Source organism: Cryobacterium sp. TMT3-29-2, from assembly GCF_004564305.1.
GTDB lineage: Bacteria > Actinomycetota > Actinomycetes > Actinomycetales > Microbacteriaceae > Cryobacterium > Cryobacterium sinapicolor.
This window is the reverse complement of the sequence record NZ_SOGK01000135.1, coordinates 1-23,437: the sequence shown is the minus strand read 5'-3', so window position 1 is coordinate 23,437 and position 23,437 is coordinate 1. Positions and strand designations below refer to the sequence as shown.

Here is a 23,437-nt window from a genome sequence, read left to right as displayed (position 1 = left end):
CACGGGCCGGGTCCCGAAAGTGTCCCGGCAGTGTCCCGGCCGGGTCCCGGCAGTGTCCCGGCGACGCGGAACCCGCGAGAGAATAGGCAGATGGGAAACGCCGAGAAACAGCCACCGACCATGCGCGCCCTCGTGATCGACCGTCCCGGCCCGGCGGACGAGCTGCACCTGGCCGAGGTCGACGCCCCGATCGCGGTCTTCGATGAGCTCCTGGTGCGGGTCGTCGCCGCCGGAGTCAACCCGATCGACGCCAAGACCAGGGCCGGCGGGGGCGTCACGAAGGCCATCCCCGCCTACCCGGCCGTGCTCGGCCTCGACTTCAGCGGCATCGTGGTCAGCGCGCCCTACGAGGCGTTCCCGCTGCAGCCCGGCGACGAGGTCTTCGGCATCGCCCGCGTGCCTCGCACCCCCGGCAGCTACGCCGAGCTGCTGACCGTTTCCAGCCTGAACGTCACCCGCAAACCCGCGCGGCTCAGCCACGTGGAGGCGGCCGCCGTGCCGGTGGCCGCCCTCACCGCGTGGGGCATGGTCGTGGACCTGGCCGCGGCCGCCCCGGGGCAACGGATGCTCATCCACGCCGGCAGCGGCGGGGTCGGCCACTTCGCCGTGCAGTTCGCCAAGGCCTTCGGCGCCCACGTGACCGCCACCGGGTCGACCCGCAACCTCGATTTCCTGCGGGAGCTCGGCGCCGACGAGGTCATCGACCATACCCAGACCCGGTTCGAAGATGTGCTCTCCGGGCTGGACGCGGTGATCGACCTGGTCGGAAATGTGCACGATGACACCGGCACCCGGTCGCTCGGTGTGCTGCGCCCCGGCGGAATCCTGGTGAACGCACCGACCGGAAGCTGGCCGACCATGGCGGCGGAGGCGGCAGCGGCGGGCATCCGTGCCACCGGCTTCAAGGTGGCGCCGTCCGGGCACACCCTCGACTTCATCACCGAGCTGATCGACGACGGCGCCGTGCGGGTGCACGTGGACCAGGTGTTCCCGCTGGCCGAGGGCGCGGCGGCGCACCGCCTGATCGAGGAGGGGCACACGCGCGGGAAGATCGTGCTGCGGGTGACGGATGATCCGGCCGACGCTGCCGCCGCCTCCGACGCTGCCGGGGTTCGCTCGTGAGCGGCGACGGGCCGTCCCTCGTCTGGTTCCGCGACGACCTGCGCCTCGCGGACAACCCAGCCCTCACGGCCGCGCTCGAGCGTGGCAAGCCGATCGTGGCGGTGTACGTGCTGGACGAGGAGTCCGCCGGGATCCGGCCGCTCGGCGGCGCGGCCCGGTGGTGGCTTCACGGGAGCCTGACTGCCCTGGCCGACTCGCTGGAGCGCCTCGGCGGCCGGCTGACCCTGCGCCGGGGGCCGGCCGAGGACGTGGTCATCGGGCTGGCGGCATCCGTCGGCGCCGACGCCGTTTTCTGGAACCGCCGCTACGGCGCCGCCGAACGCGAGGTGGACACCCGGATCAAGTCTGTCCTCGCCGCGACCGGAGCGGACGCCCGCAGCTTCGCCGGCTCGCTCCTCCACGAACCGTGGACGATCCAGACCGGCCAGGGCGGCACCTACTCGGTGTTCACCCCGTTCTGGCGGGCGTGCACGGCCGGCCCGCCGCCGCGCGCACCCTTCCCCGCGCCCGATGCGATCCCCGGCTTCCCCGGTGAGGTCCCCACCGACCTGCTCGACGACTGGGGTCTCCTGCCGACCCGGCCCGACTGGGCGGCCGGGCTGCGGTCCGCCTGGCAGCCCGGCGAGGCCTCCGCCCACCGCCTGCTCGAGATCTTCCTGACCGAGTCCCTCGCCCGGTACGGCGACGAGCGCGACGAGCCGGCGCAGGCGGTCACCTCGCGGCTCTCGCCGCACCTGCGCTGGGGCGAGATCAGTCCGTTCCAGATCTGGCAGGCCACCGAGCGGGCCCGGATCGGGTTGACCGGCCGCGCCCAGGCCAGTGCGACCCGGTTCCTCACCGAGGTCGGCTGGCGGGAGTTCAGCTACCACGTGCTGTTCAACAACCCCACCCTGGCCACCGTCAACCTGCGGCCCGAGTTCGACGCGTTCCCCTGGCCGCGGCTCGACAAGCGGGTGCTCGAGGCCTGGCAGCAGGGCCGCACCGGGATCGCGCTCGTCGACGCCGGCATGCGCGAACTGTGGCGCACCGGCAGCATGCACAATCGCGTGCGCATGGTGACGGCGTCGTTCCTGATCAAGAACCTGCTGATCGACTGGCGGCTCGGCGAGCAGTGGTTCTGGGACACCCTCGTCGACGCCGACGCCGCCAGCAACCCGTTCGGCTGGCAGTGGGTGGCCGGTTCCGGAGCCGACGCGGCCCCCTATTTCCGGGTCTTCAACCCGGAGCTGCAGGCGAAGAAGTTCGATCCCCACGCGGAGTACATCCGTCAGAACGTGCCCGAATACGGCACGGATGCCTACCCGGCCCCGATCGTCGACCTCGGCGAGACGAGACGGGCGGCCCTCGCCGCCTACGAGCAGATCAAGGGGATGAAGGAGCAGTCGATCGCGGCCCGCGCGGCCGGGGTGGCGGCGTACGGCACCGCTGCCGACGCCGGCACGCACGCCTAGGCGGGCCCGGGCAGGCTTCGGCACCGGGGCCCGTCTACAGTGCCCGCTCCAGCACGAAGTCGTCTTCGTACCGTTCGCCCACCTGGAAGCGCTTCTCGCCGACCGTGACGAACCCGTTCTTCTCGTAGAAGCGGATGGCCCGAGCGTTCTCCTGGTTCACGCCCAGCCAGCTGCCGGCCGCACCGCGTGCCCGGGCGGCGTCCAGGGTCGCGGTCATCAGGGCCGCCGCCACCCCGCGGCCGTGCGTCTCGGCGCGCAGGTAGCATTTGCTCAGCTCCGCCGTGGGACGGATCGTGGCGGCCGCCCGCGCGTCGTCGTCGGCCGGCTCGGCGAACACGAGCATCGTGTAGCCGAACATGACCCCCGCTTCTTCAGCCACGAGGATCAGCCGGTCCGGGTCGGCCAGGTAGGCCTCGAAATTGCCCTCCGCGAGCACGTCACGCAGGAACGCGGCGATGGACTCGGCCGAGGTGTGCGGCGGGCACGCCAGCGCGAAGGTGGCGGCGGCCAGCTCGGCCAGCGCCGCGGCATCCGTCGCCGTCGCCGTGCGGATGTCGATCATCGCCCCAGCCTAGCGACGCCCTCGGGCCCCACCACCCCACGCGAATGCGGGCGAATCGTCGGTATGGGACGGCCATAGCGACGATTCGCCCGCATTCGCGACCGGGCTGGGGCGACCGACGAGCTACAGGTAGCGGGCGTAGGCGCCGACGGTCAGGAACGTCGGGAACTCGGGCTCGAGCGCGGATGCCCGGAACACCTCGAGCGCGTCATCGAACCGGTCCCCTGGCGTGCGCTCGAGGGCCTCGTACACCTCGACGAGCTGTTCCTCGACCCAGGTCTCGTCGATCCGGATGCCCTCGGCGGTGACCGAGCCCAGGTGTATCCACTGCCAGAGCTGCGAGCGGGAGATCTCCGCGGTGGCGGCGTCCTCCATCAGGTTGTCGATCGCGACAGCGCCGACGCCGCGCAGCCAGGACTCGATGTAGCGCAGCCCGATCGTGATGTTGTCGTGCACGCCGGAGGCCGTGATCTGCCCGCCGACGGATGCCACGTCGAGCAGTTCGGCGGCCGTGACGCTCACCTCGTCGCGGGTGCGGTGCAGCTGGTTCGGCTGGTCGCCGAGAGCCCGGTCGAACTCGGCCAGCGCCGTCGCGATGAGGTCCGGGTGCGCCACCCAGGTTCCGTCGAAGCCGTCGGTGGCCTCGCGCTTCTTGTCGGCGGCGACCGCCTCGAGGGCACGTCGGGTGACCTCGGGGTCGCGCCGATTCGGGATGAACGCGCTCATGCCGCCGATGGCATGCGCTCCGCGCCGGTGGCACGTCGACACCAGCAGTTCGGTGTACGCGCGCATGAAGGGAACGGTCATCGTGATCTGCTTGCGGTCGGGGAAGACGAACCGGCTGCCGCGGGTGCGGAAGGTCTTGATGATGCTGAAGATGTAGTCCCAGCGGCCGGCGTTCAGCCCGGCGCAGTGGTCGCGCAGCTCGTAGAGGATCTCCTCCATTTCGAACGCCGCCTGGATCGTCTCGATCAGCACGGTGGCCCGGATCGTGCCGTACTCGATGCCGAGCCAGTCCTCCGAGTGGCTGAAGATGTCGTCCCAGAGGCGGGCCTCGAGGTGGCTCTCGAGCTTCGGCAGGTAAAAGTACGGGCCGCTGCCGCCCTCGATCAGGAGCTTCGCGTTGTGGAAGAGGTACAGCCCGAAGTCGACGAGGCTTCCGGACGCGTTCATCCGGCGGTTCGCGCGGTCGACGAAGGTCAGGTTCTTCTCCACCAGCTGCCAGCCGCGCGGGCGCATCACGATGGTGGGGGTGGCGCCGGTGGAGTCGCCGGTGACGGCATACACCTTGCCCTCCGGGCTTTCGAAGCTCAGCTGGCCGCGCACCTGGTCGAACAGGGTCAGCTGGCCCTCGACGACGTTCGCCCAGGTGGGGCTGGTGGCGTCTTCCTGGTCGGCCAGCCAGACCTTCGCGCCCGAGTTCAGCGCGTTGATGGCCATTTTGCGGTCGGTCGGCCCGGTGATCTCCACCCGGCGGTCCGTCAGCCCGGGGCCCGCGCCGGCGACACGCCAGGTGAGGTCACGACGGATGTGCGCGGTCTCGGTGAGGAATCCCGGGTCACGCCCGTTGGCGGCATCCACGCGCTTCCGCAGTCGAGTCGCCAGCAGGTCGTGCCGCGTCCCGGCGAACCGGTCGTGCAGCTCGGCCAGGAATACCAGCGCCTCGGGCGTGAGGATCTCTTCGTAGCGCGGACCGAGATCGCCGGTGATCTCCAGGTGCGGTTCGATGGTGGCGAAGCTGCCGGTGTTCGTCGTGGACGTGGTGGTCGAAACCTGGTCGGCTGTCGCCAGGGGCGGGGTGTTCATGGGCTGAGCTCCTTCGGAAGTTGAGTGGGGAGTGCTGCTGGACCGGCGCCGCCTGGAGCGGCGCCATCGCCTGCCTGAATCCCACTCTGGGCCCGGGACCCCCGCCACACCGCGGCCTAGGTAACAGAAGAACGGCAGTTCTTCTACCCACGAGAAGTTCTTCCCGGAGTGTGTGAGCATGGGGGCATGGTCACCGTCGATCCCGCCCTCCGCTCCTCCCTGTCCGCGGCGCCTCCCGAGGAGGCAGGACTCGATGCGCTCACCCTGGGGCGGCGCATCCGTGAATTGCGCACAAACCGGCGGATGACCCTCGACACCCTCGCGGCCGCCATCGACCGGGCACCCTCGCAGGTGTCGATGATCGAGAATGGTAAACGGGAGCCACGGCTGTCGATGCTGCGCACCATCGCGACCGCGCTCGGCACCACGGTCGACGACCTGCTGAAAACGGATGCCCCGTCCGCGCGGGCGGGGCTGGAGATCGCCGTCGAACGGGCACAGCGGGGTCCCGTCTTCACCGCCCTCGGACTGCCGCATATCCGCGTTGGCCGGGGGACGAGCGACGAAACCCTGCAGACGCTGCTCAGCCTGCACAGCGAGATCCTGCGCCTGCACCGGGAGCGCGCGGCAACCCCGGAGGAGGCCCGGCGGGCGAACGTGGAGCTCCGGGCCACCATGCGAGCCCGGGACAACTACTTCCCCGAACTCGAAGCGGAGGCGCAGCGGCTGCTCGCCGCGGTCGGCCACACCGGCGGGCCGGTCTCGCACCAGGTGGTCGCCGACATGGCCACCCACCTCGGCTACTCGCTGCACTACGTGGGCGACCTACCGAACTCGACCCGCTCGGTGACCGACAAGCGAAACCGGCGAATCTACCTGCCCACCGAGCAGTCGGCGTCCCGCGACTCCCGCTCCCCCATCCTGCAGGCGTTCGCCACCCTGCTCTGCGAGCACGAGGAGCCCGGAAACTATGCGGAATTTCTGTCCCAGCGGGTCGAGACCAACTATCTGACGGCGGCCATCCTGCTGCCCGAGAAAGACACCGTGAAGCTGCTCACCGAGGCGAAGAATCTGCGCCGCATCTCGATGGAGGACCTGCGGGACGCGTTCGCGGTGTCCTATGAGACGGCCGCGCACCGGTTCACCAACCTCGCCACCGCGCGGCTGGACATCCCGGTTCACTTCATGAAGGTGCACGAGTCCGGCACCATCATCAAGGCGTACGAGAACGATGCGGTGCGCTTCCCGAGCGACGCCCTCGGCGCGATCGAGGGCACGACGGTGTGCCGCAGCTGGACCGCGCGCACCGTCTTCCATGTCGCCGACCGGTTCAGCCCCTGGTACCAGTACACCGACACCCCCAGCGGAACCTTCTGGTGCACCTCGCGGATCGAGAAGGCCAAGGAGGGCGACTACTCGGTCAGCGTCGGGGTGCCGTTCTCGCATGTGAAGTGGTTCCGCGGCCGTGAGACCACCCACCGCGCCGTGTCCCGGTGCCCCGACGAATCGTGCTGCCGGCGCGCGCCGGACGAGCTCTCGGAGCGGTGGTCCGGGCAGTCCTGGCCGGCCGCACGCACGCCCACCAGCCTGCTCGCCGCCCTGCCCACGGGCACCTTCCCCGGCGTCGACCAGACCGAGGTGTTCCAGTTCCTGGAGTCGCACGCGCCGGCGAGCTGAGGGTGCGCCGCCAGGATGAGCGGAGGCAGGCGGCGGCTGGCATGATGAACGGGTAGCAGCGCCGCCGCGAACAAAGGACGATCCGTGGGCACGACCATTTTCGAGCGGGCCCGACCCGCCGCATCCGTCATCGCGGGCGCTCTCGCCGACACGCGTTCCGCGCCGTTCTGGCTGGACGACGTGTCGCCGCAGACCGTCTACCCGCGCCTCACGGCCGACCTCGACTGTGATCTCGCCATCGTCGGCGGCGGCTACCTCGGCCTCTGGACCGCCGTGCTCGCCAAGCAGCAGAACCCGGGTGCCCGCGTGGTGCTGCTCGAGGCGCGCACCATCGGCTGGGCCGCGTCGGGCCGTAACGGCGGCTTCTGCGAGGCCAGCCTGACCCACGGCGAGGAGAACGGCCGACGCCGCTGGCCGAAGGAGATCGATCGGCTCACCGAGCTGGGCCTCGAGAACCTCGACGAGATCGAGCGGGCCGTCGCCGAGCTCGGCCTGGACTGCGACTTCGAGCGCACCGGCGCCATCGACCTGGCCATCGAGGAGCACCAGGTCGACTGGCTGCGCGAGGAACCGACCGGCACCGACAGCGTGTTCCTGGATGCCGCGGACCTGCGCGCCGAGGTCGGCTCACCGACCTACCTGGCCGGCATCTGGCACCAGCGCAGCAACGCGCTCGTGCACCCAGGCAAGCTCGCCACCGAACTCGCCCGGGTGGCCACCGAACTCGGCGTCGAGATCTTCGAGCACACCCCGGTGAGGAACCTGGACACGCACGGGCTCTCACCGGCGCAGGGCACCCGGCTCCGCACCGAGTCTGGGGTGGTGCGCGCGCAGAAGACGGCGCTGGCGACCAACGTGTTCCCCTCGCTGCTGGCCCGCAACCGGCTATCCACGGTGCCGGTCTACGACTATGTGCTGATGACCGAGCCGCTGTCGCCCGATCAGCTCGCCGCCATCGGCTGGAAGAACCGGCAGGGCCTGAGCGACCTGGCCAACCAGTTCCATTACTACCGACTGAGTGCCGACAACCGCATCCTGTTCGGCGGCTACGACGCGATCTACCACTATGGCTCCCGGGTGCGGAGTGGCTACGAGAACCGGCCGGAGAGCTTCCAACGGTTGGCCAGCCACTTCTTCACCACGTTCCCGCAGTTGGCAGGGCTGCGATTCAGCCACCAGTGGGCCGGCGCCATCGACACGTCGACGCAGTTCTGCGCGTTCTTCGGCACGGCCCGCGGCGGGCGGATCAGCTACGCGGCCGGGTTCACCGGCCTCGGCGTGGCCGCGACCCACTTCGGGGCGCAGGTCATGCTCGACCAGTTGGCGGGGCGCACGACCGAGCGCACCCAGCTGGAGATGGTGCGCGGGCGGCCGCTCCCCTTCCCGCCGGAGCCCCTCGCGTCGATGGGCATCCAGACCACGCGCTGGTCACTCGACCGCGCCGACCACAACCGTGGTCGCCGCAACGTCATCCTGAAGACGCTCGACGCGCTGGGCCTCGGCTTCGACTCCTAGTCCCCGCACGGCCCGCCGGGGTTCCGGGCCGCGGCCCGAACGAATTCGACGGAGATTCTGCCCAACACGAGCCTGAACCGGCCGGGAAAGCGCTCTCTTCCCAAAATCTCCGTCGAATTGGTTGGGCAGGGGCAGGGGCAGGCGCGCCGCCGCATCCGTCGGTCCGAGGCAACGGATGCCGCGGCAGCCGGCACCCGGACGGGTGACGGATGCCGCGGCGCGGCTCAGGCTTCGCGGGTGATCTCCACCGTGACGAAGAGCTCGGAGCCGCTGGTGCCCGCGAACACGCCGCGCAGCGGGGGCACGTCGTTGTAGTCGCGGCCACGGCCGACCGACACGTGGCGGTCGCCGATATCAATCGAGTTCGTCGGGTCGAAGCCGCGCCAGTCGCCGCAGAACCACTCGACCCAGGCGTGGGACTCGCCCCGGACGGTCTCACCGATCCCGGCGTCGGGCCGCGGGTGCAGGTAGCCGGACACGTAGCGGGCCGGGATGCCCACCGACCGCAGCGCGCCGAGGGCGATGTGGGTGATGTCCTGGCAGACGCCGCGTCCGTCCTCCCACGACTCACGGGCGGTGGAGTGCACCCCGGTGACGCCCTGCACGTACTGCATCCGGTCGCCGATGGCCGCGCAGATCTCGAGCGCCGCATCGCACGGGCTGGTGTGGCGGGCCACGATCTCGGCCGCCAGGGCCGCCACGTCCTCGGGCGGCTCGGTGAGGCGGGTCTGCCGCATGTGCTCCACCGTGGCGGTGCTCTGCACGGTGACGCCGGCCAGTTCGGGCCAGCCCATCGGATGGGCCAGGTGGGTGCGCGGCCGTACCTCCACGAGGCTGGTGGCGGTGAGCGTGAGCTCGGTGTGCGGGGTCAACACTTCGAAGCTCGACACCTGGGTGCCCCAGTAGTCGACGTACCCGTGGTTGCTCGACACCGGGGAGATGTCCAGGCTCGAGTACAGCACGAACTGGTCGGCCGAGCTGACCGGCAGCATCCGTGCCTCGTTGTACGACGCGCCGACCTCACCCTTGTAGCGGTAGCCGGTGACGTGGCGGATCCGGAGCCGGTTCACGATGCCTCTCCCGTCCAGGTCGGAACGGCGCTGGTCGGGAAGTAGCGGTCGCCGATCGCCTCCGAGGCCGTGCTGGTCGCCGCCTGCACGACGTCCATCTGATTCGACAGGTCGTTCAGGATGTCCATGATCGGCCGGTATTCCAGCTGGCTGCGGATCTGGCCCAGCACCCGTTGCGCCTGGTCGGTCACACCGACGCGGTCGGTGCGCGGTTCCATCTCGCGCAGGCACTGCTCCGCCCGAGAGATGGAGAAGACCACCGACCGCGGGAACAGCCGGTCCAGCAGCAGGAACTCGGCCGCGTTCCGGTCGGACGGCACGCCGCGGTAGGTGCGCAGGTAGGACTCGTAGGCCCCACAGGAGCGCAGGATAGTGGTCCAGGAGGGCCCGCTGGCCACGGTCAGCGACCGGGTGGCAAGGAGCCGGGCGGTCATGTCCGCTTGCTCCAGGCTGCGGCCAAGATTGAAGAAGTGCCACGCGTCGTCACGGCTGACGCCGGATTCGACGATACCCACGGCGAGCGCGGAGCGTTCCCGAACCCAGCCGAAGAAATCGTGCGTCTTCTCCGTCGCGACCTTCCGCGGCATCCGTGCGCTCGTCGTGTTCAGGCACTCCCACAGCTCGGTGGGCACAATCTCCCGCGCCCGGCGGGCGTTCTCGCGCGCAGCCTTGATCGAATAGGCGATCGAGGCCGGATGCTGCCGGTCCACGGCCAGCGTGGCGAGCACATCCTTTCGGGTCAGCAGCCGGTCGGCGGGGGCGGCGCTGCCCATCAGGTGCAACAGCGACTGGCAGGCGAGGCTCTCCTCGATCCAGGGATCTTCCAGCAGCAGCTGGAGGTGCACGTCGAGGATGCGCGCGGTACCGTCGCTGCGCTCGATGTACCGTCCGATCCAGAACAGGCTTTCTGCGATGCGGCTCAACATTCCCCGGCCTTCCTCTCCCCGGCGGGCGCTGCCGGCGCCTGCTGTAGTTGCTGCTGTTGTTGTTCCGTGTTGTCGCCGAATGGCTGGTCCTGCCGCGAGTGGTCCACCGCATGGATGATGCCGGCGGAGCGGGTGTTGGCGGCCTGGTCGGCCACCAGACCCTGGATGTTGCGCGGTGACGATTCGGAGAAGAAGTCGGGCTCCGTGCCGATCACCCAAGTGTCCTTCGACCCACCGCCCTGGCTGGAGTTGACGACGAGCTCACCCTCGGGCAGTGCCACCCGGGTCAGGCCGCCCGGCAGCACCCAGACGTCGCTGCCGTCGTTCACCGCGAACGGCCGCAGGTCGGCGTGCCGTGGGCGCATGCCCTCGTCGACGAGGGTCGGGATGGTCGACAGTTGCACGACGGGCTGGGCGATCCAACCCCGGGGGTCCTTGAGCAGCTGCCGGCGCAGCGTCTCCAGCTCGGCGGCGGATGCGGCCGGCCCCACAACGAGGCCCTTTCCCCCGGACCCGTCGACGGGTTTCACCACGAGTTCGTCGAGCCGGTCGAGCACCTCTTCGAGCGCGAGCGGGTCTTCCAGCCGCCAGGTGTCGACGTTGGGGATGATCGCGTCCTCGCCGAGGTAGTACCGGATCAGGTCGGGCAGGTAGGTGTAGACGAGCTTGTCGTCGGCGACCCCGTTGCCGACCGCATTGGCGATCGTCACGTTCCCCAGGCGCGCAGCCATCAGGATGCCGGGCGAGCCGAGCTGCGAGTCGGCCCGGAACTGCAGCGGGTCGAGGAACTCGTCGTCGACCCGGCGATAGATCACGTCGACGCGGGTCGGGCCGGCGGTCGTGCGCATCCAGACCCGTCCGCCGGAGCAGAACAGGTCCCGCCCCTCGACGAGCTCGACGCCCATCAGCCGGGCGAGCAGGGTGTGCTCGAAGTAGGCGGAGTTGAACACCCCCGGCGTGAGCACCACGACGTTCGGGTCGTCGACGCTGGCCGGGGCGGAGGCGCGCAGGGCCTGCAGCAGCTTGTTCGGGTAGTCGCCGACCGGGCGCACCCGCATCGACACGAACAGTTCCGGCAGCGTCTGCGCCATCACGCGCCGGTTGGAGATCACGTAACTGACCCCGCTGGGAACGCGCACGTTGTCCTCGAGCACCCGCCACGCTCCCACCTCGTCGCGGATCAGGTCGATCCCGGAGACCTGGATGCGCACATTGTTCGCCGAGACGATGCCGGCCGCCTGACGGTGGAAGTGGTTCGACGAGCTGATCAGCCCCGCGGGGATCACCCCGTCGTGCACGGCCGCCTGCGGCCCGTAGATATCGGAGAGGAAGGCCTCGAGAGCGCGCACCCGCTGCTTGATCCCGGACTCGACCGTGATCCATTCCTCCTGCTCGATCACTCGCGGTACCGCGTCGAGCGGGAAGGGCCGCTCCTCGCCGGCGAAGTCGAACGTGACGCCCTGGGCGAGGTAGGAGCTCGCGAGCGCATCCGTTCGACCTCGCAACTCCTCCTGCGTCATTTTCGCCAGGGCGGCGAAGACGTCCTTGTAGGCGGTCCTCGCCTCCACCGGCGTGAGCGAGGTGAGATCGGGGAACATTTCATCCCAGGCGCTGGGCGCGCCCCGTTCGGCCCGCCGTGCGGCGTTCGCGCCGTAGCCCGTGAAGAGATCAACCATGGTGGGAGCGTAGCGGCCCGGTATTGCCGGAATGTTTCCGCCAAACGTCAGTCAAGTTGTATGCAAAGCTGCCCCCAATTCGGGGTTGAACTCTGTCAAACACAGTCTCTTCGCGGCCAAAATTCGAGCAGATTGCATACAGTGATTCCACTGGACAGCGTTCGGAACGGAAGGGGGAGTTGTGGCGGCCTTCCGTTCCTCCTGGGACCCCCTCGCGGACTCCCCCTCCTCGGTCGCCCCGTCGGCCTCGATTTCGGCCGAGGACGAGCCGGTCCCCTCCGACGGATTCCGGGCCACGGCCCTGCTCGACGTGCGCGGTCTGCAGATTGCGGGGAGCACCCGCACGGATGCCCCGGTGCTGGCCACGGGCATCTCCCTCTCGGTCGCGCGGGGCGAGGTCTTCGGCCTGGTCGGTGTCCCCGGTTCCGGGACCCGCGAGATCGCCCTGGCCCTCGCCGCACGGCTGCCCGAACCCGCGGTGATCGCGGCCGGCTCCATCCTGGTCGACGGCATCGAGCTTGTCGGTGCATCCCGGCGCACCCTCAACCGGCTGCGCGACTCGAAGATTTCGCTCCTGTCCCCGGCCGCGCCGACGGGGCTGTCCCCGGCCCGCGGCATCGGCCGCCAGCTCGCGCGAACCCTGCGCCGGAACCGGGGCCTGTCCCGAACGGATGCCGCCCGGCATGCCCTGGAACTCCTCGAGCTGGTCGGACTGCCCGATCCCCGGGCGACGTCGCTGCAGGTCTTGGCGCAGCTCACCCCGCTCGCGCTGCTCCAGGCGAAGGTCGCGGCCGCACTCTCCGGCCACCCGGACATCCTGATCCTGGACGAGCCGCCGCGTACCCTCGATGCGGCCGGTGAGTCGTCCGCGCTGGAGCTCTGCGGCGGGTTCCGCCGCGAGTTCGGACTGTCGATCATCGTGGTCCACGGGGATCTCGGCGTGGCGACGGCCACCTGCGACCGGGTGACGGTGATGGAAGCCGGACGGGTCGTCGAGCAGGGCTCGGCGGCCGAGATCGTCGCCGCCCCGCAGCATCCGCACACCCGCAGCCTGCTCGACACCGCGCACCGCCCGCGACTGGCCGGTCCCGGCTAGCCCGGGGCCGTACCCGGTCCGGACGGACCTGACCGCACCGCGTTGCGCGCCGCGAGGATGTGCGAGCGCATGGCCACCTCGGCCCAGAGGGTGTCGCCCGACCGGAGCGCCGTGAGAATGTCCCGGTGCTGGTGGTTGCTGCCGGCCCGGAAGGCGGCGGCGTCGCGGCGGAAGAGCGTGGCCATCATCGGTGCGCGGCCGACGGAGGCGGCCAGGACCATCAGCTGGGTGACACCCGACGCGGCCACGACGATGCGGTGGAATTCGGCGTTCAGCACGCCCAGCCGGTCGATGCCCTCGGCGTCGGCCCGGCACACGAACTCCTCCATGGCCTCAATCAGGAGGGCCAGCCGGTCCAGGTCGGCCGGCTCGATCCGGGCCGCCGCGAGCCCCGCCGCGCGGCTCTCCAGGGCGGCGCGAAGGTAATACGTCTCGCGGATCTGCTCTGGCGTCCAATCCACGACCGTTGCACCTCGGTTCGGCACGAACTCCACCAGACCGGCCTCGTCGAGCCGGCGCAGCGCCTCGCGCACGGGCGTGCGGCTGACGCCGAGTTCCTGGGCGAGCGCCGTCTCCCGCAGCGTGGCCCGAGCGGGCAGCGCTCCCGAGAGGATGCGCGCGCGCAGGTTCGCGAACACGGTCTGACCACCCGTCTCCCCCACAGTGTCCCTCCCCCGCCGATCGGCCTGATCGGCCCGTCGATCTGCTTGTCACTATGTCACATTGCGGCCTCAGGAGAACGCGTTCAGGCCGGTCAGGGCCCGTCCGAGCACGAGCTGGTGGATTTCGTCGGTGCCCTCATAGGTGCGCACCGATTCCAAGTTCGCCAGGTGCCGCATCACCGGGAATTCGCTCGTGATACCGTCACCGCCGAGGATGACCCGGGCCTCGCGGGCGATCTGGATGGCCTCGCGCACGCTGTTGAGCTTGCCGATGCTGATCTGGGCCGGGGTCAGCGTGCCGCGCTCCTTGAGCCGGCCGAGGTGCAGGGCCAGGAGCACCCCCTTCTCGTATTCCACGAGCATGTCGGCGAGCTTGGCCTGGATCAGCTGGGTGGCCCCGATCGGCTTGCCGAACACCTCGCGGGTCTTCGCGCGCAGGATGGCGGCGTCGAGGCAGCTGCGGGCCGCCCCCATCGCCCCGAAGACGATGCCGAAGCGCGCCTCGTTGAGGCAGCCGAACGGCCCGGCCAGTCCCGCGGCGCCGGGCAGGATCGCATCGGCCGGCACCCGTACGGCATCGAAACGCACGTCGCACTGGATCGACGCGCGCATCGAGAGCTTGCCGCCGATGGGGGTGGCCGTGAAACCTACGGAGTCGGTCGGCACCAGGAAGCCGCGCACCCCGGCATCCGTCTGCGCCCAGACGATCGCGACGTCGGCGATGCTGGCCAGGCCGATCCAGCGCTTGGCACCCTCGATCACCCAGCCGTCGGCATCCCGGGTGGCGGTGGTCGTCATGGCGGCCGGGTCGCTGCCGCCGGTCGGTTCGGTCAGGGCGAAACAGCCCACGAGCCGTCCGGCCGCCATGCCCGGCAGCCAGCGCTGCTTCTGCTCCTCGGAGCCGTACTTGTGGATGGCCGACATCGCCAGCGAGCCCTGCACCGAGACGAAGGTGCGCCAGCCGCTGTCGGCGGCCTCCAGTTCGAGGCAGACCAGCCCGTAGCTCACCGCTCCGGCGCCCGCGCAGCCGTAACCCGTGAGGTGCATGCCGAGGAACCCGGCCGCCCCGAGTTCGGGGATCAGCTCGGCCCGGAAGTGCTTCTCCTCGAAGTCGTCCTCGATGGTGGGCAGGATACGGTTGGTCGCGAAGGCGCGCGCCGCCCGCGCCCAGACGGTTTCCTCCGGCTCCAGCAGGGCGTCGAGGTCGAACACGGCGTCGACGAGCGGGCTGTGCACGAGCGGGGTGGGTCGGGCGGCGGCGGTCACGGGAGTCCTTCGGGGGTCGGCGGAACACGATCGAGGGCGGGTGCTTCGGCTGGGGGTGCTTGGGCTGGGGCAGCGGCGAGAGGTGCCGAGTCTGGGGCGGCGCCTGGGGCACCGGCCGGGGGTGCTGCGTCTGGGGCTGCGGCCAGCCAGTCGGCGCCGGCGTGCTCGCCCAGCCGCGGCGGGCACAGGCGGTAGGCGGCCGGCCGGCCGGCGAGGTGGATGGGGTTGGCAACCTGCCGGCTGGTGCGGCCGGCACCATCGAGTTCGACCACCGGGTCGAGCCCCAGCGCGGCAGCGAAGGCGAACGCCTCGTCGAGGGAGTTGACCTGGCCGGCCGGCACGCCGGCATCCGTCAAAATGTGGACCCAGTGCGCCGCGGGCTCGAACCGGAGCAGGTCTTCGAGCGCCGTCTTGAGAGGATCCCGGTGCCGCACCCGGTCTGCATTGCCGCGGAATCGGTCGTCGTCGGCGAGGCCGGGCGCCCCGATCAGGCGCACCAGGGTGCGGAACTGGCGGTCGTTGCCGACCGCGATCACCAGGGGCCGGTCGGCGGCGTCGAAGAGTTCGTAGGGCGCGATGCTCGGGTGCGCGTTGCCCATCCGGGTCGGCGACTTTCCGGTGGCGAGGGTGCCCGCGGCCTGGTTGGTCAGTGCCGAGAGCAGGGTGGTGAGCAGGTCCACCTCCACCCGGTGGCCGGTCGCTGCGTTCGGGCCGGCATCGGCTGTGTCACGGGCACGCAGGGCGAGCAGGATGCCGCTGAGCGCGTTGAGCCCGGAGAGCACGTCCACGAGGGCGACCCCCACCTTGCTCGGCTCCTCGTCCGGGCGGCCGGTGACGCTCATCAGCCCGCCGACCGCCTGCACGAGCAGGTCATAGCCGGGCAGTCGGGCGCCGGCGCCGCTGCCGAAGCCCGTGATCGAGCAGTAGACGATGCGCGGGTTCACGGCCCGCAGCTGGTCGAAGCCCAGACCGAAGCGCTGCATCACGCCGGGCCGGAAGTTCTCCATCACCACGTCGGCGGTCTCGGCGAGTCGCCGGGCCACGGCCAGTCCCGCGTCGGTGCCGAGGTCGCAGACGACGCTGCGCTTGTTGCGGTTCACCGACCCGAAGTAGGTGGAGTCGCCCTGCGCGTCGACCGGAGGGAGCCACTGCCGGGTGTCGTCACCGGCCGGGCTCTCGATCTTGATCACGTCGGCGCCGAAGTCGGCCAGCATCATGGTGGCGTAGGGCCCGGCCAGCACCCGCGAGAAGTCGGCGACGCGCAGGCCCGACAGCGGCTGCCCGGTTGCGTCCTGCGGCACGACCCACCTCTGTCCCCATCGACTCGGACCACGGGGCCTCGCCCGTGGCCGCCCTGAAATCGAGTCTACCGGGCGGGGTTCCCGTTCCGGTCGAGAGTGCCCGTTCCGCGGGTCACTCTCCACCGGAGCGGGAACCCTCGATCAACGACGGAAGGGCCCGTCTCTCGACGGGCCCTTCCTGGTGCAGCGGGGCTGCGGTGAAACTGACTAGATGCTGTTCACATCGAGCGGGATGCCGGGGCCGAACGTGGTCGAAACGGCTCCCTTCATGATGTAGCGGCCCTTGGAGGAACTGGGCTTGAGGCGGACGATCTCTTCGAGAGCGGCGCTGATGTTCTCGTTCAGCTGCTCGGCGGAGAAGGACACCTTGCCGACGACGAACTGAACGTTGGCGTGCTTGTCGACGCGGAACGCGATCTTTCCGCCCTTGATGTCGGACACGGCGCGCGCGACGTCAGGCGTCACGGTTCCGGTCTTCGGGTTCGGCATGAGGCCGCGCGGGCCGAGGACCTTACCGAGACGACCGACCTTGCCCATGAGCTCCGGGGTCGAGACGGCGGAGTCGAAGGACGTGTAGCCGGCGGCCACCTTCTCGATGAGCTCGTCGCCACCGACCTCGTCGGCGCCGGCAGCGATTGCCGCTTCGGCCGCGGGGCCGGTTGCGAAGACGATGACGCGGGCGGTGCGCCCGGTGCCATGAGGAAGAATAACGGTACCGCGAACCATCTGGTCCGCCTTGCGGGGGTCGACGCCGAGCTTGAGGGCAACCTCAACGGTCGAGTTGAAGTTCGCGGAACCGGTCTCCCGGGCCAGGGTGACGGCCTCGGTCGGGGTGTAAACCTTGTCTGCGTCGATCTTCTCGGCCGCGGCCCGGTAGGCCTTTGACTTCTGTGCCATGTTGAATCTCCTGTAAAACGAAATTGAGAGTGTGGTGCGAGCCTGGCGGGCTCTTCCACGTACTGCTGGTGGCGGGATGCCTGGAGGAGGAGGTTAGGCCTCGACCGTGATGCCCATGGAACGGGCGGTGCCGGCGATGATCTTCGACGCTGCGTCGAGGTCGTTGGCGTTGAGGTCGACCATCTTGGCCTCGGCGATCTCGCGGACCTGGGCCTTGGTGAGCTTCGCAACCTTGACGGTGTGCGGGGTGCCACTGCCCTTGGCGACGCCGGCCGCCTTCTTGATGAGCTCCGCCGCCGGCGGGGTCTTCAGGATGAAAGTGAATGAACGGTCGTCGTAGACGGTGATTTCCACCGGGATGACGTTGCCGCGCTGGGATTCCGTCTGAGCGTTGTACGCCTTGCAGAATTCCATGATGTTGACGCCGTGCTGACCCAGCGCCGGCCCGATGGGCGGTGCGGGGTTGGCGGCGCCGGCCTTGATCTGAAGCTTGATCAGACCGGTTACCTTCTTCTTCGGTGCCATTGTTCTTCCTTACTTTGTAATGACGAGCAGCCGAGGGCCGCTCTCCCGGTGGCCCGGACGGGCCCCGGTGAACTTAAAACTGTGGGGAGTGTGGTGCGGAGCGGATCAGAGCTTGGTGACCTGATCGAAGCTGAGCTCGACCGGGGTCTCGCGCTCGAAGAGGGAAACCAGCACGATGAGCTTGCCGCTCTCCGCCTTGATCTCGCTGATCGAGCCGGGAAGGCCCGCGAACGAACCTTCCTTGATCGTGATCGTCTCGCCGATCTCGTAGTCGATCTCGGCCGGGAGGGCGCGGGTCGGAACCTTGCCGCCGTGTCCGCCGGTCTTGGCCGTGGGGACATCCTGAATCTCGACGAGGCTCTTCAACATGCCGAAGGCCTCCTCGAAACGGAGCGGCGTGGGGTTGTGCGCGTTGCCGACGAAGCCGGTGACGCCGGGCGTGTGACGCACCACGGACCAGCTGTCCTCGTTGAGATCCATGCGAACCAGGACGTAGCCGGGGATGCGCACGCGGGTGACCATCTTGCGCTGGCCGTTCTTGATCTCGACGACGTCTTCCATCGGAACCTCGACCTGGTAGATGAAATCTTCCATGGCCATCGACTGCTTACGGTTCTCGATGTTCGACTTCACGCGGCGTTCGAAGCCGGCGTAGGAGTGGATGACGAACCATTTGCCGGGCTGGAAGCGCAGTTCCTTGCGGAATTCCTCGTAGGGGTCTTCGGGGGTCTCGTCCTCGGCGGGGTCAGCGTCGGCAGCGGCATCCGTTGCCTCTTCGGCGACGACGTCCTCTTCGTCTTCAACAGCTTCGACGGCGGCCTCGGCCTCGTCGGCGGAGTCGATGTCGAGGGCGTCGTCGACGAGAGCGTCGGCGTCCGGGTCAGCGGACTCCGCCAGCGCGTCGAGCGCGGCGTCCAGGTTGACTTCGACGCCCACGCTCGGGTCGAACACGTGCACGGCGACCTGCTCGGCGGCCTCTACGGAGTCTTCTTCGGCGGAGAGGGTGTTGCCCTCCTGCGCCTCGTCCTCGGTGGAGGACTGCTCGGCGGCGGTGGCCCAGTCGACGTCGTCGCGATTCGTGTCAGTCACTAAATTTCAATCCTTTTCTATTGCATGGGCACGAAACCGTGACCCAAACAGCGTTTGCCTTGAATTTTGCAGTGACTCTTCTTCACTGGTGCGTGGCTGCGACCGCTGGGAGCGGACGCGGCACCGGAAGCTGCCTATCCGCCCGGCGTTCCGAACACGTACGTGACGGCGAGCGCGAACACCCAGTCGAAGGCGGAAACGATCGCCATCATGATGACGACGAATACCAGCACGACACCCGTGTAGCTCAGGAGTTCCTTGCGGGTGGGAGTGACAACCTTGCGGAGTTCCGCCATGACCTGCTTGATGAACAGGGACATCCGAGCGAAAGGACCGCGCTTGGAATCGCGCGCTAGTTTCGCGTTCGCGACGATTTCCTCGCTGGGTTCGTCGACAACTTTTCGGGCCACCTGATTACACCTTTCATGTGCCGACGGAATGCCACCGACTTGCAGGGCGGACAGGACTCGAACCTGCAACCTGCGGTTTTGGAGACCGCTGCTCTACCAATTGAGCCACCACCCTATGGAACGAAATCCAGACTACCTCGTTGCACTCAGTCCCCGAAATGAACCAAAAAGCGGGCGCAAAAAAGCATGGCAGAATTCAATTACCTCAAGGAGTCTAGGTCACGCGGCGGCGACTGTAAAGCCGAGACAGCTCCACCCGGGCGAGGCATCCCCGTATGCTCGAAGCGTGGCCAACGAATCGAAGCGCATCTCTACCCGAATCGACTCCATTGCGGAGTCCGCGACCCTCAAGGTGGACGGCAAGGCGAAGGCCCTGCAGGCCGCCGGCCGGCCGGTCATCAGTTTCGCCGCGGGCGAGCCCGATTTCCCCACCCCGGAGCACATCGTCGAGGCGGCCCTGTTGGCCGTCCGCGACCCGAAGAACCACCGATACACCCCCGCGGCCGGACTGCCCGACCTGCGGGACGCCATCGCGGCCAAGACGCTCCGCGACAGCGGCCTGGCGATCTCACCCAGCCAGGTGGTCGTCACCAACGGTGGCAAGCAGGCCGTCTACCAGGCCTTCGCCACGCTGCTCGACCCGGGCGACGAGGTTCTCGTGCCCACGCCCTACTGGACCACTTACCCGGAGTCGATCCGGCTGGCCGGCGGCGTGCAGGTCGACGTCTTCGCCGGCAGCGACCAGAACTACCTCGTCACCGTGGAGCAGCTCGAGGCGGCACGCACGCCGCGCACCAAGGTGCTGCTGTTCGTGTCGCCGTCCAACCCCACCGGGGCCGTCTACTCCCCCGAGCAGACGAAGGCAATCGGCGAGTGGGCCGAGGAGCACGGCCTCTGGATCATCAGCGATGAGATCTACCAGAACCTCACCTATGACGGAGTGCGCGCCACCTCGATCGTGGAGGCCGTCCCCGCGCTGGCCGACCGCACCATCCTGGTCAACGGCGTCGCCAAGACCTACGCGATGACCGGCTGGCGGCTCGGCTGGATGGTCGGCCCGCAGGACGCGATGAAGGCCGCAGCCAACCTGCAGTCGCACCTGTCGTCGAACGTGTCGAACATCTCCCAGCGCGCCGGGATCGCCGCCCTCACTGGGCCTCAGGATGCCGCAATCGCCATGCGGGACGCCTTCGACCGCCGCCGCCAGATCATCGTCGCCGAGCTGAACAAGATCCCCGGCATCGTCGCGCCGACGCCGCAGGGCGCGTTCTACGTCTACCCCGACGTCACCGGCCTGCTCGGACGCACCTGGGGCGGCGTCACCCCGACCACGTCCCTGGAGCTGGCCGACCTCATCCTGGACCAGGCCGAGGTCGCCGTCGTGCCCGGCGAGGCATTCGGCCCCAGCGGCTACCTGCGTTTCTCCTACGCGCTCGGCGACGCCGCACTGCTCGAGGGAGTGCAGCGCCTCCAGCGACTCTTCGCGTAGCCCGGCGGCGCTTTTCCGCGCCTTGCCGCGCCGGCACGGCCTGCCGTTCACCAGCCCGGCCCGTACGTGGTGCGCCCTGTCGACGGTCCTGACCCTGCGCCAACCGGTGGCAGCCGGTGACTACTTGATTCGTTGGCGGATGCCGCGCGTCACCATGCACGAACCCCTCGCCGGCCGGCGAGGTCACGCTCTGCTTCGCCGCCACCCTGCGCCGTCGAGGCTGGACAGGTCAGGTTCGCGCAGGTGCATCCGCACCCCTCACGGGTGTCGTTTCGTCGTCGACGCTTCCTCCGAGGGGCCGGGCATGGGACTCTTTTCTCATGGAACTTTCTTTCCCGGTCGTGCGCGTGCGCGACCTGCACAAGTCCTACGGAGCCTTCGAGGCGATTCGCGGGATCAGCTTCGATATCGAGGCCGGGGAGACCTTCGCCCTGCTGGGTCCGAACGGGGCCGGGAAAAGCACCGCGATCGAGATCCTCGAGGGCTACCGCGACCGTTCCTCCGGCGAGGTGAGCGTGCTCGGCGTCGACCCGCAGCGCGGCGGCCTGGCCTGGAAGTCGCGCCTCGGCATCGTGCTGCAGTCCACCGGGGAGAGCGGCAACGTCACCGTCACCGAGCAGCTCACCCACTTCGCCGGCCTCTACCCGCGGCCCCGTCGCGTGGCCGAGGTGATCGAGGCCGTGGGCCTGGAATCACAGGCCAAGACCCGCATCAGCAAACTCTCCGGCGGGCAGCGCCGCCGCGTCGACGTGGCGCTGGGCATCATCGGCCGGCCCGAACTCCTGTTTCTGGACGAGCCGACCACGGGCTTCGACCCCGAGGCTCGGCACCAGTTCTGGGGCCTCGTGCGCCGGCTGAAGGCCGAGGGCACCACCATCCTGCTCACCACCCACTACCTCGACGAGGCCGCCCAACTGGGTGACCGGGCCGGCGTGATCAACGACGGGCTCCTGATCGACATCGGCGCCATCGGTGAGATCGGCGGGGCGGATGCGCGGGTGCCGCTCGTGCGCTGGCGGGAACCGTCCGGGGTACTCAGGGAAAAACGCACACCGGAACCGGCGCGACTCGTGGCCGAGCTCGTGGCGGCATCCGGTGCCGAACCCGCCGAGCTCGAGGTGATCCGGCCCAGCCTGGAGGACATCTACCTCGGCCTGGTGCGCGGCAGCCGGGCACTGAACGACGACGCAGACGCGAACACGGCGGATCTCCTCGAGGACGACACGGAGGTGCTCGCATGAGCAACAACGAGACCGGGTCCGGCAGCCGCGGCACCTCGACGACCGCTGCGGCGAGCGCCGAGGGCCGCCGACCGAGCACTCGACCGGGCACCGGGCTGGTCACGGTGCTGCGGGTGGGCTTATCCCGGGTCGGCTACGAGACCCGGATGTACTTCCGCACCACGGACAGCGTGTTCTTCACCTTCCTGTTCCCGTTCATCATGCTGGCCATCTTCACGGCCGCGTTCGGCTCCTCCGGCAATATCGGGACCGCGCCGGACGGCAGCGGCGGCATCAGCGTCGGCGCCTACTACCTGCCCGGGATGCTCGCCGCGGGCATGCTGCTCTCGGGGGTGCAGAACCTCGCGGTCGACATTGCCGGGGAGAAGGGCGACGGCACGCTCAAACGTCTCGGGGGAACCCCGCTCTCGCCGCTGAGCTACTTCATCGGCAAGATTGGGCAGGTGCTGGTCACCGGCGTCTTCCAGGCGGCGCTGCTGATCCTGGTGGCGCGAGTCCTGCTCGGCATCGACCTGCCGACCGACCCCGAGAAATGGCTGACCTTCGCCTGGGTGTTCCTGCTCGGCGTCATCACGAGCGCCTTCCTCGGCATCGCGCTCTCCGCCCTGCCGCGCTCCGGCAAGAGCGCCACCGCCGTGGTCATCCCCATCGTGCTGGTCCTGCAGTTCATCTCCGGCGTCTACCTGCAGTTCTACCTGCTTCCCGACTGGATGCAGAACGCGGCCAGCGTGTTCCCGCTGAAGTGGATGGCACAGGGCATGCGTGGCGTGTTCCTGCCCGACAGCTTCGCGAGCCTCGAGCAGAATGAATCCTGGGACTTCCCGCTGATCGCGCTGAACCTGCTCATCTGGCTGGTCGTGGGGCTGGTGCTCAGCCGGGTCACGTTCCGCTGGATCCGCAAGGACACCTAGACACCCGGCATTGTCGGCTCGGGGCACCGCGAGCACACTGGCAGCATGACGGATGCACCCGAGAGCCAGACGACGCCGTCGGCCGCAGGGCTCGGCTCGGTCGCCGACCCCGGCGGGAGCAACCCCGGCGGGAGCAACGACTTCTTCGCCGCGATCCGCTCCACGGGCATTGTGCGCGCCAGCGACCGCTGGCTGGCCGGCGTCTGCGCCGGAGTCGCCCTCCGGACGGGACTGAACCCCACGCTGGTGCGGGTCGTGACGATCATGCTGGGCATCCTCGGCGGTCCGGTTCTGTTCGCCTATGCGGTCGGCTGGGCGCTCCTGCCCGACGCGACCGGTCGCATCCATGCCGAGCAGGCCGTTCGCGGCGTCTTCGAGCCCGCCATGATCGGGATCATCGCGCTGGTTGCCATCAGCTTCGCCTCCTACACGCGCAGCCGGTGGTGGCAGACCCCGGCGCCCGGGCTGCCCGACTGGCTGGCGACCACGCTCGCGGTGGGCTGGAGCGTCGGAGTGACGATCGGGCTCATCTGGCTCGTGCTCTTCCTCGCCCGGCGCACCACGGCGCCGGGCACCGGGTACTCGCACAGCGCCGCGGCGCACGGAACCGGAACCGGGTCCGCGGCCGGGGCGATGCAGCACTCCGGAGCAGCGGGCAGTTCCGCGACGGCCTGGACAGCCGGGGCAGCCGGCACCACCGGGGCAGCCGCCACCGTTGGCGGCACCGTCACCGGCGGCGGCCCGG

General features: G+C 69.4%; 21 protein-coding genes and 1 tRNA gene. 9 read left to right on the top strand and 13 right to left on the bottom strand.

The annotated features are described in order from the left end of the window. Nucleotides 1-90 precede the first annotated feature (90 nt). Nucleotides 91-1,122 carry an NADP-dependent oxidoreductase gene (locus tag E3O67_RS15580; RefSeq protein ID WP_241982235.1) on the top strand — a complete coding sequence of 344 codons (1,032 nt, stop codon included), beginning with the start codon at nucleotides 91-93 and terminating at the stop codon, nucleotides 1,120-1,122. Beyond that, nucleotides 1,119-2,573, top strand: a complete 1,455-nt coding sequence (locus E3O67_RS15575) for a deoxyribodipyrimidine photo-lyase (RefSeq protein ID WP_134428593.1) — start codon at nucleotides 1,119-1,121, stop codon at nucleotides 2,571-2,573. The genes E3O67_RS15580 and E3O67_RS15575 overlap by 4 nt, the downstream gene beginning before the upstream one ends. 34 nt (nucleotides 2,574-2,607) lie before the next feature. On the opposite strand, the gene E3O67_RS15570 is transcribed toward E3O67_RS15575, so the two are convergent. Then, complete coding sequence (locus tag E3O67_RS15570) at nucleotides 2,608-3,135, bottom strand: GNAT family N-acetyltransferase (protein ID WP_134428595.1); 528 nt, start codon at nucleotides 3,133-3,135, stop codon at nucleotides 2,608-2,610. 123 nt (nucleotides 3,136-3,258) lie between these two features. Continuing rightward, nucleotides 3,259-4,941 (bottom strand): malate synthase A, encoded by a 1,683-nt coding sequence (gene aceB / locus E3O67_RS15565; RefSeq protein WP_135103124.1) that lies wholly within the window; start codon nucleotides 4,939-4,941, stop codon nucleotides 3,259-3,261. 186 nt (nucleotides 4,942-5,127) lie between these two features. On the opposite strand from aceB, the gene E3O67_RS15560 reads away from it, so the two are divergent. Beyond that, a complete protein-coding gene (locus E3O67_RS15560) occupies nucleotides 5,128-6,618 on the top strand; it encodes a helix-turn-helix transcriptional regulator (protein WP_135103123.1) in 1,491 nt (496 codons plus the stop codon). An 84-nt stretch (nucleotides 6,619-6,702) separates the two neighbouring features. Continuing rightward, a complete protein-coding gene (locus E3O67_RS15555; protein WP_135103122.1) occupies nucleotides 6,703-8,133 on the top strand; it encodes an FAD-binding oxidoreductase in 1,431 nt (476 codons plus the stop codon). Between the two features lie 224 nt (nucleotides 8,134-8,357). On the opposite strand, the gene E3O67_RS15550 is transcribed toward E3O67_RS15555, so the two are convergent. The 3 genes from E3O67_RS15550 to E3O67_RS15540 are packed head-to-tail and all read right to left on the bottom strand — an operon-like array spanning nucleotide 8,358 to nucleotide 11,805. Then, on the bottom strand, nucleotides 8,358-9,203 hold the full coding sequence (locus E3O67_RS15550; protein WP_135103121.1) for a transglutaminase family protein: 846 nt from the start codon (nucleotides 9,201-9,203) through the stop codon (nucleotides 8,358-8,360). After that, nucleotides 9,200-10,129 (bottom strand): alpha-E domain-containing protein, encoded by a 930-nt coding sequence (locus E3O67_RS15545; RefSeq protein ID WP_135103120.1) that lies wholly within the window; start codon nucleotides 10,127-10,129, stop codon nucleotides 9,200-9,202. Before E3O67_RS15545 ends, E3O67_RS15550 begins: the two co-directional genes overlap by 4 nt. Further along, complete coding sequence (locus E3O67_RS15540) at nucleotides 10,123-11,805, bottom strand: circularly permuted type 2 ATP-grasp protein (RefSeq protein ID WP_134428605.1); 1,683 nt, start codon at nucleotides 11,803-11,805, stop codon at nucleotides 10,123-10,125. The genes E3O67_RS15545 and E3O67_RS15540 overlap by 7 nt, the downstream gene beginning before the upstream one ends. 181 nt (nucleotides 11,806-11,986) lie before the next feature. On the opposite strand from E3O67_RS15540, the gene E3O67_RS15535 reads away from it, so the two are divergent. Then, nucleotides 11,987-12,901, top strand: coding sequence for an ATP-binding cassette domain-containing protein (locus tag E3O67_RS15535; RefSeq protein ID WP_134428607.1), 915 nt, complete (start codon nucleotides 11,987-11,989; stop codon nucleotides 12,899-12,901). On the opposite strand, the gene E3O67_RS15530 is transcribed toward E3O67_RS15535, so the two are convergent. The 8 genes from E3O67_RS15530 to E3O67_RS15495 all read right to left on the bottom strand — a co-directional run bounded on the left by E3O67_RS15530 (nucleotide 12,898) and on the right by E3O67_RS15495 (nucleotide 19,166). Beyond that, the gene (locus tag E3O67_RS15530) at nucleotides 12,898-13,563 is read right to left on the bottom strand and encodes a GntR family transcriptional regulator (RefSeq protein ID WP_134428609.1); all 666 of its coding nucleotides are present in this window, start codon (nucleotides 13,561-13,563) and stop codon (nucleotides 12,898-12,900) included. The genes E3O67_RS15535 and E3O67_RS15530 overlap by 4 nt on opposite strands. Nucleotides 13,564-13,632: 69 nt before the next feature. Then, nucleotides 13,633-14,799, bottom strand: a complete 1,167-nt coding sequence (locus tag E3O67_RS15525) for an acyl-CoA dehydrogenase family protein (RefSeq protein WP_134428638.1) — start codon at nucleotides 14,797-14,799, stop codon at nucleotides 13,633-13,635. A gap of 26 nt (nucleotides 14,800-14,825) precedes the next feature. Further along, nucleotides 14,826-16,046 carry a CoA transferase gene (locus E3O67_RS15520; RefSeq protein ID WP_241979178.1) on the bottom strand — a complete coding sequence of 407 codons (1,221 nt, stop codon included), beginning with the start codon at nucleotides 16,044-16,046 and terminating at the stop codon, nucleotides 14,826-14,828. 291 nt (nucleotides 16,047-16,337) lie between these two features. Continuing rightward, entirely contained in the window at nucleotides 16,338-17,027 is a 690-nt protein-coding gene (gene rplA, locus E3O67_RS15515; protein ID WP_134428611.1) for a 50S ribosomal protein L1, read from the bottom strand. A 93-nt stretch (nucleotides 17,028-17,120) separates the two neighbouring features. After that, nucleotides 17,121-17,552, bottom strand: a complete 432-nt coding sequence (gene rplK, locus E3O67_RS15510) for a 50S ribosomal protein L11 (RefSeq protein WP_134424703.1) — start codon at nucleotides 17,550-17,552, stop codon at nucleotides 17,121-17,123. 105 nt (nucleotides 17,553-17,657) lie between these two features. After that, nucleotides 17,658-18,641, bottom strand: a complete 984-nt coding sequence (gene nusG / locus E3O67_RS15505) for a transcription termination/antitermination protein NusG (protein ID WP_135103119.1) — start codon at nucleotides 18,639-18,641, stop codon at nucleotides 17,658-17,660. Nucleotides 18,642-18,775: 134 nt separating this feature from the next. Next, nucleotides 18,776-19,051 carry a preprotein translocase subunit SecE gene (gene secE / locus E3O67_RS15500; protein WP_134428614.1) on the bottom strand — a complete coding sequence of 92 codons (276 nt, stop codon included), beginning with the start codon at nucleotides 19,049-19,051 and terminating at the stop codon, nucleotides 18,776-18,778. 42 nt (nucleotides 19,052-19,093) lie between these two features. After that, nucleotides 19,094-19,166, bottom strand: a tRNA-Trp gene (locus E3O67_RS15495). 171 nt (nucleotides 19,167-19,337) lie between these two features. On the opposite strand from E3O67_RS15495, the gene E3O67_RS15490 reads away from it, so the two are divergent. From E3O67_RS15490 to E3O67_RS15475, 4 genes are all read left to right on the top strand, one after another. Further along, nucleotides 19,338-20,540: a pyridoxal phosphate-dependent aminotransferase gene (locus tag E3O67_RS15490; RefSeq protein WP_166786928.1), complete on the top strand. Its 1,203-nt coding sequence runs from the start codon at nucleotides 19,338-19,340 to the stop codon at nucleotides 20,538-20,540. 320 nt (nucleotides 20,541-20,860) lie between these two features. Then, complete coding sequence (locus E3O67_RS15485; RefSeq protein ID WP_134428618.1) at nucleotides 20,861-21,781, top strand: ABC transporter ATP-binding protein; 921 nt, start codon at nucleotides 20,861-20,863, stop codon at nucleotides 21,779-21,781. Next, on the top strand, nucleotides 21,778-22,692 hold the full coding sequence (locus tag E3O67_RS15480; RefSeq protein WP_135103117.1) for an ABC transporter permease: 915 nt from the start codon (nucleotides 21,778-21,780) through the stop codon (nucleotides 22,690-22,692). The genes E3O67_RS15485 and E3O67_RS15480 overlap by 4 nt, the downstream gene beginning before the upstream one ends. 45 nt (nucleotides 22,693-22,737) lie before the next feature. Then, nucleotides 22,738-23,437, top strand: a 700-nt coding sequence (locus E3O67_RS15475; RefSeq protein WP_135103116.1) for a PspC domain-containing protein, incomplete at its 3' end; no start/stop codon positions are given.

Bases quoted from the DNA above. Each gene is read 5' to 3' on its own strand.
- rplA (WP_134428611.1), bottom strand. From the start codon at position 17,027: ATGGCACAGAAGTCAAAGGCCTACCGGGCCGCGGCCGAGAAGATCGAC.
- E3O67_RS15520 (WP_241979178.1), bottom strand. From the start codon at position 16,046: ATGATGCTGGCCGACTTCGGCGCCGACGTGATCAAGATCGAGAGCCCG.
- aceB (WP_135103124.1), bottom strand. From the start codon at position 4,941: ATGAACACCCCGCCCCTGGCGACAGCCGACCAGGTTTCGACCACCACG.
- E3O67_RS15570 (WP_134428595.1), bottom strand. From the start codon at position 3,135: ATGATCGACATCCGCACGGCGACGGCGACGGATGCCGCGGCGCTGGCC.
- E3O67_RS15480 (WP_135103117.1), top strand. From the start codon at position 21,778: ATGAGCAACAACGAGACCGGGTCCGGCAGCCGCGGCACCTCGACGACC.
- E3O67_RS15560 (WP_135103123.1), top strand. From the start codon at position 5,128: ATGGTCACCGTCGATCCCGCCCTCCGCTCCTCCCTGTCCGCGGCGCCT.
- E3O67_RS15540 (WP_134428605.1), bottom strand. From the start codon at position 11,805: ATGGTTGATCTCTTCACGGGCTACGGCGCGAACGCCGCACGGCGGGCC.
- rplK (WP_134424703.1), bottom strand. From the start codon at position 17,552: ATGGCACCGAAGAAGAAGGTAACCGGTCTGATCAAGCTTCAGATCAAG.
- E3O67_RS15545 (WP_135103120.1), bottom strand. From the start codon at position 10,129: ATGTTGAGCCGCATCGCAGAAAGCCTGTTCTGGATCGGACGGTACATC.
- E3O67_RS15580 (WP_241982235.1), top strand. From the start codon at position 91: ATGGGAAACGCCGAGAAACAGCCACCGACCATGCGCGCCCTCGTGATC.
- E3O67_RS15485 (WP_134428618.1), top strand. From the start codon at position 20,861: ATGGAACTTTCTTTCCCGGTCGTGCGCGTGCGCGACCTGCACAAGTCC.